Below are 9,471 nucleotides of genomic sequence, written 5' to 3'. Positions count from 1 at the left end.
CGCTTTTTCATTACCTTGCACCTTCGCCCCCTTGGATGATTGAGTCAATCAATAGAGGCGACAGGTAGGCTGACACGGGGGGTGGACAGGCCAACAAAAAAGCCCGCATCAAAAGATGCGGGCTTTCGTCTATTACGGTAACGCTCAGGCCGCTTTGGCTTCCTGTTGGCTCAGCGAGCGGTTCAGTGCGCTGAACAGGGCCTTGAAGCTGGCCGTGGTGATGTTCTCATCGATACCTACGCCGTGCACTGGACGACCGCCAGCCACGCGCAACTCGATGTAGGCTGCTGCCTTGGCATTGGTACCGGCACCGATGGCGTGCTCGTTGTAGTCCATGATCTCCACCGATACCGGCAGGCCGGCGACCAAGGCTTCCAGGGCGCCGTTGCCCTTGCCGCGCCAGTGCAGGGTGGTTTCGCCTTCGCCGGCAACTTCCACTTCCACGGCACTGTTGCCGTTTTCTTCCTGCAGGCGGTGGCTGACCAGCGCATACGGGGCGTTGGCCTGGAGGTATTCCTTGTGCAGCAGGCTGTAGATCTGCTGGGCGGTCATTTCCAGGCCCAGGCGGTCGGTTTCACCCTGCACCACCTGGCTGAACTCGATCTGCATGCGGCGCGGCAGGCTGATGCCGTATTCCTGCTCGAGCAGGTAGGTGATGCCGCCTTTGCCCGACTGGCTGTTGACGCGGATCACCGCCTCGTAGCTGCGGCCGATGTCGGCCGGGTCGATCGGCAGGTACGGCACTTCCCACAGTTCGCCTTCCTGCTGCTTGGCGAAGCCCTTGCGGATGGCGTCCTGGTGCGAACCGGAGAACGCGGTGTGAACCAGGTCGCCGACGTACGGGTGGCGTGGGTGCACCGGCAGCTGGTTGCACTCTTCGACCACCTTGCGCACGCCGTCGATGTCGGAGAAGTCCAGCAGCGGGTCGATGCCCTGGGTGTAGAGGTTCAGTGCCAGGGTCACCAGGTCGACGTTACCGGTACGCTCGCCGTTGCCGAACAGGCAGCCTTCGGCGCGGTCGGCGCCGGCCATCAGGCCCAGCTCGGTAGCGGCGATGCCAGTGCCACGGTCGTTGTGGCAGTGCAGGCTGATGATCACGCTGTCGCGACGGCTGACGTTGCGGCAGAACCACTCGATCTGGTCGGCGTAGATGTTCGGCGTGGACACTTCCACAGTAGCCGGCAGGTTGAGGATGATCTTGTGCTCGGGGGTCGGGTTCCACACTTCGATGACCGCGTCACAGACTTCCTTGGCGAACTCCATTTCGGTGGCGCTGAAGGTTTCTGGCGAGTACTGGAAGGTCCACTGGGTTTCCGGCTGCTGGGCGGCATATTTGACGAACAGCTTGGCCGCGTTCACCGCGATGTCCTTCACGCCTTGCTTGTCCTGGTTGAAGACGATGCGGCGGAACGACGGGCTGGTGGCGTTGTACAGGTGGACGATGGCCTTCTTCGCCCCGCGCAGCGACTCGAAGGTGCGGGCGATCAGGTCTTCACGGGCCTGGGTCAGCACCTGGATGGTGGTGTCGTCCGGGATGTGGCCGTCTTCGATCAGGGTGCGCACGAAGTCGAAGTCGGTCTGCGAGGCCGACGGGAACGAGGCTTCGATTTCCTTCACACCCACCTGCACCAAGGTCTTCCAGAAGCGCAGCTTCTTCTCCGAGTCCATCGGCTCGATCAGCGACTGGTTGCCATCACGCAGGTCGGAGCTGCACCAGATCGGCGCTTCGGTGATGGTCTTCGACGGCCAGGTACGGTCAGGCAGGTCGATGGTCGGGAAAGCGCGGTATTTCTTCGATGGGTCTTTGAGCATGGTCATGGAAGCAATCCTTTTGTGTGCGGCCGAGATCGGGCCTGCCGAGCGATAACGAGATGAAGAGGCGAGGCGACGCGAATCAACCTGGTAGTCGGGCGCTGACCAGGCAAAGGCTGCGATGTTGTCGGAGCAGGATGAGGGTGCTGAAGGTTTTCATGCCCTCAACTTAACCAGTGGGGTGGGGGATGGCAAGCACTGGAAAAAAATTGATAGGAATGCTCAAAAAAAGCAAAATTGCGAGATTTTATCGCTGATATTTTTTGCGGGCCTTTGAAATGTTGCGCAGTATATTTCGACTGCGCAACCTATGGACACCACCGACCTCAGGGCTGGAATGCACCAATGAAGATCGCCGGATCCACCCGCGCATCGTTCAGGCTGACGTTCCAGTGCATGTGCGGCCCGGTGGCCCGCCCGGTCGAGCCCACGCGCCCGACCACCTCGCCGCGGCGCAGCTGCTGGCCAACCTGCACATCGATCTTCGACATGTGGCAGAACATGCTGATGAACCCTTGGCCATGGTCGACGAACACCGTGCGGCCATTGAAGAAGTAGTCACCCACCAGGATTACCTTGCCGTTGGCCGGTGTCTTGATCGGCGTTCCGGCCGGCACCGCAAAGTCCAGCCCGGCATGCGGGTTGCGCTCTTCGCCATTGAAGAAGCGGCGCACGCCGAACTTGCTCGACAGCGGCCCGCTGACGGGTTTGTCGAGGACCAGGTTGCTCGGCAGCACCGGGCTGAAACTGCGGTACGCCTTGATCTGCTCGGCCAGTTCACGGTCGATGCGCTTGAGGTCGTCCGGGTTCGGGTTGACCTGGCGGGTGTTCTTCAGGGTGATGTGCTGCTCAGGGTACTTCTTGCTGCCGACACTGAAGGGCAGGCTGCGCCCGCCCTGGGTCAGCATGGCGGTGCCGGGCTTCTGGGTCAGCGGGATGCCGACGATGGCGAGCCAGCTGTCCTGCTCCTTGACCACCAGCACCGGCTTGCCGTCGAAGCGCGCGCTCGGCGCCGTGGCAGCCGGGCCGAGGTCGACCACCGCCACGCCACCCGGCACGGGCTTGTTCAGGGTGCGGGTGATGTAGCTGGCCTGGGCGCCTGCGGCCAGCAGCATGAGGGAGAGGGCGAGCAGGGGCGCGAACAGGCGGGGCATATGTCAGTCCAGAAGCGAGAGGGTGACCGGGGTCAGGTGATTGTCTTCGACGCGGACCTGCAGCTCGCCTTCATTCAGGCGGGCGGTCAGGCGCTGGCCATTGCGGGTCTGCTCGGCGCTGCGGATGGCCTGCCCGTGCTCGTCGAGAAGGATGCTGTAGCCGCGCGCCAGGGTCGCCAGCGGGCTGACCACCTGCAGCGTCTGCAATTGTGCCTGGAAGCGCTGGCGGCGGTCTTTGAGTACCTCGCGCATGGCCCGTGGCAGGCGTACGGCGAGGCTGTCCAGGCGCTGCTCCAGCAATTTGAGGGTGCGCCCCGGGTGCTGCGCGGCCAGGCGCGTATCGAGGCGCGCGAGGCGCTCGCGGCGCTGGTTGAGGTTGAGCGTGAAGGCGCGGCGCAGGCGCATGTCCAGGTCATCCAGGCGTTGCGCTTGCTGGCGCAGGCGTTCGCCGGGATGGCGCAGCCGGCGGGTCAGCGACTCCAGGCGCAGGCGGTCGTGGGTCAGGCGGTTCTGCATGCGCAGTAGCAGGCGCCGCTGCAGGCCGTCGAGGCGCTGCTGCAGGCCGCTGTTGTCGGGCGCCAGCAGCTCGGCGGCGGCCGAAGGCGTAGGTGCACGCACGTCGGCGACAAAGTCGCTGATCGACACATCGGTCTCGTGGCCGACGGCACTGACGATGGGCGTGACGCAAGCGGCCACGGCACGTGCCACGGCTTCTTCGTTGAAGCACCAGAGGTCTTCCAGCGAGCCGCCACCACGGGCCAGGATCAGCGCGTCGAAGCCCTGCCGGTCAGCCTGCTGCAGGGCGCGGACGATCTGGTTGATCGCCTCGCGGCCCTGCACGGCGGTGGGAATCAGGTTCAGCTCGACCTGCGGCGCACGGCGGCCGAACACGCTGATGATGTCGCGGATCACCGCGCCAGTGGGCGAGGTGATGATGCCGATGCGTTGCGGATGGGCCGGCAGCGGCTTCTTGCGCTCGGCACTGAATAGCCCTTCAGCGCCGAGCTTCTCCTTCAGTGCCTCGAAGGCCAGGCGCAGGGCGCCATCGCCGGCCGGCTCGACGGTGTCGAGAATCAGTTGGTAGTCGCCACGCCCCTCGAACAGCGAAACCTTGCCACGCACCCGCACCGCCAGGCCGTCGCGCAGTGCCTGGCGCACGCGGGTGGCGTTCTGCCGGAACAGTGCGCAACGCACCTGGGCGCCGCTGTCCTTGAGGGTGAAGTACATGTGGCCGGAGGCCGGGCGGGCGAGGTTGGAAATCTCGCCTTCCACCCAGACGCTGCGGAACACGTCTTCCAGCAGCACCCGGGCGCGGCCGTTGAGCTGGCTGACGGTGAGGACCTCGCGGTCCAGGCCGAGTCGTTCGAAGGGGTCTTTGATCATGGTGGGCATGATAAGGGGCGGGGTAGGGGGCGCCAAGTGCCTGTCGCAATATCTTCAGCGCCTGTGAGATCGAGCGCCGCCCGCGCGGCGCATCGCGGGTAAACCCGCACACATCCATTTCGGGCCAATCTCTCCTGTGCCGCCAACAGGATCCGCCTTGGTGCATGACAGCAGACAGGTGGAGCATCATTGGCGTCCACCGAGAGGTATCGCCGAGCCCTGCTGGCTTCCACCGAGATGTATCGTCATGCTAACAAGGCGGTCCCTGTTGGCTTCACAGGAGTAACTGGCCCGTAACAGATGTGGGAGCGGATTTATCCGCGATGCGCCGCGCGGGCGGCGCTCGATCTCACAGGCGCTATAACTTCCAAGGCATGCGCCTATTCGCTGCACCACAATCTCGCAACGAACACCACCAAGACTCCCAAGGACTCGGGCAAGATGCTCACTCAGCTTTCTCTGACACCCTATGACTGGCTCCCCATTCTGCTGGCCATAGCCGCCGCCTACATCGTTTTCGGCATCGCCGGCTTCGGCACCGCACTGGTAGCCGGCCCGGTACTGATCCATTTCATGCCCCTGTCGCGGATCATCCCGCTGCTGGTGCTGCTGGACTTCGTCGCTGCCTTCGGCAACCTGCTGCCGTCACGCCGCGACGTAGTGCGCGGCGAGTTGCTGCGCCTGTTGCCCTGCATGGCCGTGGGCTGCACCCTGGGCGTAGCGTTCCTGCTACACCTGAAGTCCGACCTGCTGCTGTTGCTGATGGGCCTGTTCGTCACCGCTTATGCGGTCTACGGCCTGGCGGTGAAGGTGCGTCCGGCCAAGTTGTCGGGCCTCTGGGCGGTCCCCATGGGCACGGTTGGCGGGCTGTTCGGCGCGTTGTTCGGCAGTGGCGGTTTCCTTTATGCGATCTACCTGAGCGCCCGGCTGGAGATAAAAGAGCAGGTGCGCGCGACCCAGAGCGCCCTGATCAGCTGCAGCACCCTCGTGCGCCTGTCACTGTTCCTGATTGCCGGCGTGTACGCCGACACCAGCCTGCTGCTGCTCGCCGCCTGCCTGCTGCCGGTGATGTTCATCGGCCTCTGGGCGGGCCGCCGGCTGACCCTGAAGCTGTCCCGCGAAGCCTTCGTGCGCCTGGTCACCTGGCTGGTGCTGGCCAGCGGCCTGGCGCTGATCGGTCGCTACCTGAGCGGCTGAGCTGTAGAATTGCAGGATTACCGCAGTCCGCAGGCCCGCTTCGTTCATGAACACCCAAAGCATCATCGTCCCCAAGCTGTCCACCGTGCCCTCGCATGAAGCCCGTTCGCGGGCCATCCTGCGCTGGCTGGTGCGCGAGAAGATCGTTGAAGAACACCTGACCACCTGCGGGCGCACTGGCAACCGCATGGGCCATGCCTTGGCCGAAGGCGCGCGCAAGGTCGCCCTGCACCCTGAAAAGCTGCCGTTCGGCGAACAGGTCAATGGCCTTGAAGTGATGCTCAAGCGCTGCATCTATACCCCGACCGAGGGTTTTCTTGAAGAAGCCGGTTGCCCGGAGTGCCGGCGCGAGGTCGGCGAGCCGCTGTTCGAGAGCCTGGAAGAGTGGATGCCGGCAGTGAGCGACAACTTCACCTGCCCGCTGTGCGGCCATGAAGACGACATCAATGGCTTCATTTACCTGCAGCCATGTGCCTTTTCCAACCTTGGGTTCATCTTCAACAACTGGGGCGAGGCCGGGTTCACCCAGGCCTTTCTCGACAGCTTCGCCGACTGGCTCGACCAGCCGGTGGCGGTGGTGCAGGTAAAACTGCCATCACGCTGACCGAAGGCCCTTATTTTGCATTGAGCGGCGCGCCGTGGATGAGTATAATGGCGCGCTTCCATTTTTCCCGCCCGGGAGCCCCCGCGATGCTGCGTATCAGCCAAGAAGCCCTGACCTTCGACGATATCCTCCTTGTACCTGGCTACTCCGAGGTACTGCCCAATGAAGTCAGTCTCAAGACCCGTTTGACTCGTGGCATCGAGCTGAACATTCCGCTGGTTTCCGCTGCCATGGATACCGTCACCGAAGCGCGCCTGGCCATCGCCATGGCCCAGGAAGGCGGCATCGGCATCATCCACAAGAACATGACCATCGAACAGCAGGCCGGCGAAGTGCGCAAGGTCAAGAAGTTCGAGGCTGGCGTGGTCAAGGACCCGATCACCATCGACGCCGACGCCACCGTGCGCGACCTGTTCGACCTGACCCGCCTGAACAACATCTCCGGCGTGCCGGTGCTGGCGAACGGCGACCTGGTCGGCATCGTCACCTCCCGTGACGTACGCTTCGAAAACCGTCTGGACGCCAAGGTCCGCGACGTGATGACGCCGAAAGAGCGTCTGGTCACTGTCCGCGAAGGCGCCAACAAGAACGAAGTCCGCGAGCTGCTGCACAAGCACCGCCTGGAAAAAGTCCTGATCGTTGACGACAAGTTCAACCTCAAGGGCATGATGACCGTCAAGGACATCGAAAAGGCCAAGGCCTACCCGCTGGCCAGCAAGGACGACCAGGGTCGCCTGCGCGTCGGCGCTGCGGTCGGCACCGGCAAGGACACCGGCGAGCGCGTTGCCGCCCTGGTAGCTGCCGGCGTTGACGTGGTGGTTGTCGACACCGCCCACGGCCACTCCAAAGGCGTTATCGACCGCGTTCGCTGGGTGAAGGAAACCTACCCGCAAGTGCAGGTGATCGGCGGCAACATCGCCACCGGCGCCGCGGCCAAGGCCCTGGCTGAAGCCGGCGCCGACGCCGTCAAGGTCGGTATCGGCCCAGGCTCGATCTGCACCACCCGTATCGTTGCCGGTGTCGGCGTGCCGCAGATCAGCGCCATCGCCAACGTCGCCGCTGCACTGGAAGGCACTGGCGTGCCACTGATCGCCGACGGCGGCATCCGTTTCTCGGGTGACCTGTCCAAGGCCATCGTTGCCGGCGCTTCCTGCGTGATGATGGGTTCGATGTTCGCCGGTACCGAAGAAGCACCGGGCGAAGTCGAGCTGTTCCAGGGCCGTTCCTACAAGGCCTACCGCGGCATGGGCTCGCTGGGTGCCATGGCACAGGCGCAAGGCTCGTCCGACCGTTACTTCCAGGACTCCTCGGCCGGTGCCGAGAAGCTGGTACCGGAAGGCATCGAAGGCCGTGTTCCTTACAAGGGCGCCCTGGCCGCGATCATCCACCAGCTGATGGGCGGCCTGCGTTCGTCCATGGGCTACACCGGCAGCGCAACCATCGAAGAGATGCGCACCAAGCCGGAATTCGTGCGCATCACCGGTGCCGGCATGGCCGAGTCCCACGTGCATGACGTACAGATCACCAAAGAAGCCCCTAACTACCGCGTAGGCTGAGGCTTCAAGCAATAACCGAACGGGGCTGTCACGAACAGCCCCGCGTCGTTTCCGATTTCCACTGACGAGATTGAGTCATGGCCCTCGACATTCACGCTCACCGTATCCTCATCCTCGATTTCGGTTCCCAGTACACCCAGCTGATCGCCCGCCGCGTGCGCGAAATCGGCGTGTACTGCGAGCTGCACCCGTTCGACATGGACGATGAAGCGATCCGCGAATTCAACCCGCGCGGCATCATCCTCGCCGGCGGCCCCGAGTCGGTCCACGAAGCCAACAGCCCACGCGCCCCGCAGGCGGTGTTCGACCTGAACGTGCCGGTGCTGGGCATCTGCTACGGCATGCAGACCATGGCCGAGCAGATGGGCGGCAAGGTCGAAGGTTCCGACCTGCGCGAGTTCGGTTATGCCCGCGTCGACGTGGTCGGCAAGAGCCGCCTGCTCGACGGCATCGAAGACCACGTCGACGATGACGGCGTGCTGGGCCTGGACGTGTGGATGAGCCACGGCGACAAGGTCACCCAGATGCCGGGCAACTTCCACGTGCTGGCCAGCACCCCGAGCTGCCCGATCGCCGGCATGTTCGACGATAGCCGTGGCTACTACGGCGTGCAGTTCCACCCGGAAGTGACCCACACCAAGCAGGGCGGTCGCATCCTGTCCCGCTTCGTGCAGGACATCTGCGGCTGTGAAGCCCTGTGGACCCCGTCCAACATCGTTGAAGACGCCATCGCCCAGGTGCGTGAGCAAGTGGGTTCGGCCAACGTCCTGCTGGGCCTGTCCGGCGGCGTTGACAGCTCGGTGGTTGCCGCGCTGCTGCACCGTGCCATCGGCGACCAGCTGACCTGCGTATTCGTCGACAACGGCCTGCTGCGTCTGCATGAAGGCGACCAGGTGATGGCCATGTTCAAGGAGAACATGGGCGTCAAGGTGATTCGCGCCGACGCTGAAAAGCAGTTCCTCGACAACCTGGAAGGCGAAGCCGACCCGGAGAAGAAGCGCAAGATCATCGGCCGCACCTTCATCGACGTGTTCGATGCCGAAGCCAGCAAGCTGGACAACATCCAGTTCCTCGCCCAGGGCACCATCTACCCGGACGTGATCGAGTCGGCTGGCGCCAAGAGCGGCAAGGCCCACGTGATCAAGTCGCACCACAACGTCGGTGGCCTGCCGGAGGAAATGAACCTCAAGCTGGTCGAGCCGCTGCGTGAACTGTTCAAGGACGAAGTGCGCAAGATCGGCCTGGAGCTGGGCCTGCCGTACGACATGGTCTACCGCCACCCGTTCCCGGGCCCGGGCCTGGGTGTACGTATCCTCGGTGAAGTGAAGAAGGAATACGCCGACATCCTGCGTCGCGCCGACCACATCTTCATCGAAGAACTGCGCAAGGCCGACTGGTACCACAAGACCAGCCAGGCATTCGTGGTGTTCCAGCCGGTCAAGTCGGTCGGCGTCGTTGGCGACGGCCGTCGCTACGCCTGGGTCGTGGCCCTGCGTGCCGTCGAGACCGTTGACTTCATGACCGCGCGCTGGGCACACCTGCCGTACGAGCTGCTGGAAACCGTCAGCGGCCGTATCATCAACGAAATCGACGGTATCTCCCGCGTTACTTACGACGTGTCGAGCAAGCCGCCGGCCACTATCGAGTGGGAATGAGTTGAGCCACAGGGGCGCCGCAAGGCGCCCTTGTTGTATCTGTCGCCAGCGCAGGCGAAACAAGACTTCACTTAATATTTCCCATTTGCAGGTGTATCGTATTCGCCCTT

The 9,471-nt window shown here is 63.7% G+C and carries 8 protein-coding genes; 5 read left to right on the top strand and 3 right to left on the bottom strand.

What is annotated here, in order from left to right:
* Nucleotides 1-144 precede the first annotated feature (144 nt).
* The gene (leuA, locus tag F6X59_RS23345; protein ID WP_152958357.1) at nucleotides 145-1,818 is read right to left on the bottom strand and encodes a 2-isopropylmalate synthase; all 1,674 of its coding nucleotides are present in this window, start codon (nucleotides 1,816-1,818) and stop codon (nucleotides 145-147) included.
* A 115-nt stretch (nucleotides 1,819-1,933) separates the two neighbouring features.
* Here leuA and F6X59_RS23340 point away from each other — a divergent pair, with 115 nt between their 5' ends.
* The gene (locus tag F6X59_RS23340; RefSeq protein WP_152958355.1) at nucleotides 1,934-2,089 is read left to right on the top strand and encodes a hypothetical protein; all 156 of its coding nucleotides are present in this window, start codon (nucleotides 1,934-1,936) and stop codon (nucleotides 2,087-2,089) included.
* Between the two features lie 49 nt (nucleotides 2,090-2,138).
* Here the strand turns inward: F6X59_RS23340 and F6X59_RS23335 are convergent, their stop codons facing one another.
* Entirely contained in the window at nucleotides 2,139-2,966 is an 828-nt protein-coding gene (locus tag F6X59_RS23335; RefSeq protein WP_152958354.1) for a M23 family metallopeptidase, read from the bottom strand.
* A 3-nt stretch (nucleotides 2,967-2,969) separates the two neighbouring features.
* Nucleotides 2,970-4,349 (bottom strand): exodeoxyribonuclease VII large subunit, encoded by a 1,380-nt coding sequence (gene xseA / locus F6X59_RS23330; protein WP_152958352.1) that lies wholly within the window; start codon nucleotides 4,347-4,349, stop codon nucleotides 2,970-2,972.
* Nucleotides 4,350-4,790: 441 nt separating this feature from the next.
* Between xseA and F6X59_RS23325 the strand changes: the two genes are divergently transcribed.
* The 4 genes from F6X59_RS23325 to guaA all read left to right on the top strand — a co-directional run bounded on the left by F6X59_RS23325 (nucleotide 4,791) and on the right by guaA (nucleotide 9,361).
* The gene (locus F6X59_RS23325) at nucleotides 4,791-5,546 is read left to right on the top strand and encodes a sulfite exporter TauE/SafE family protein (protein ID WP_152958350.1); all 756 of its coding nucleotides are present in this window, start codon (nucleotides 4,791-4,793) and stop codon (nucleotides 5,544-5,546) included.
* Nucleotides 5,547-5,592: 46 nt separating this feature from the next.
* The gene (locus F6X59_RS23320) at nucleotides 5,593-6,150 is read left to right on the top strand and encodes a sugar ABC transporter ATPase (protein ID WP_152958348.1); all 558 of its coding nucleotides are present in this window, start codon (nucleotides 5,593-5,595) and stop codon (nucleotides 6,148-6,150) included.
* Between the two features lie 86 nt (nucleotides 6,151-6,236).
* Nucleotides 6,237-7,706 carry an IMP dehydrogenase gene (gene guaB, locus F6X59_RS23315; RefSeq protein WP_152958346.1) on the top strand — a complete coding sequence of 490 codons (1,470 nt, stop codon included), beginning with the start codon at nucleotides 6,237-6,239 and terminating at the stop codon, nucleotides 7,704-7,706.
* Nucleotides 7,707-7,783: 77 nt separating this feature from the next.
* Nucleotides 7,784-9,361: a glutamine-hydrolyzing GMP synthase gene (guaA, locus tag F6X59_RS23310; RefSeq protein ID WP_110637348.1), complete on the top strand. Its 1,578-nt coding sequence runs from the start codon at nucleotides 7,784-7,786 to the stop codon at nucleotides 9,359-9,361.
* Nucleotides 9,362-9,471: the final 110 nt, after the last annotated feature.

The organism is Pseudomonas sp. MN1F (assembly GCF_009391885.1).
GTDB lineage: Bacteria > Pseudomonadota > Gammaproteobacteria > Pseudomonadales > Pseudomonadaceae > Aquipseudomonas.
Note: the sequence above shows the minus strand (reverse complement) of the source record. Positions and strands in the feature narration are given on the sequence as shown.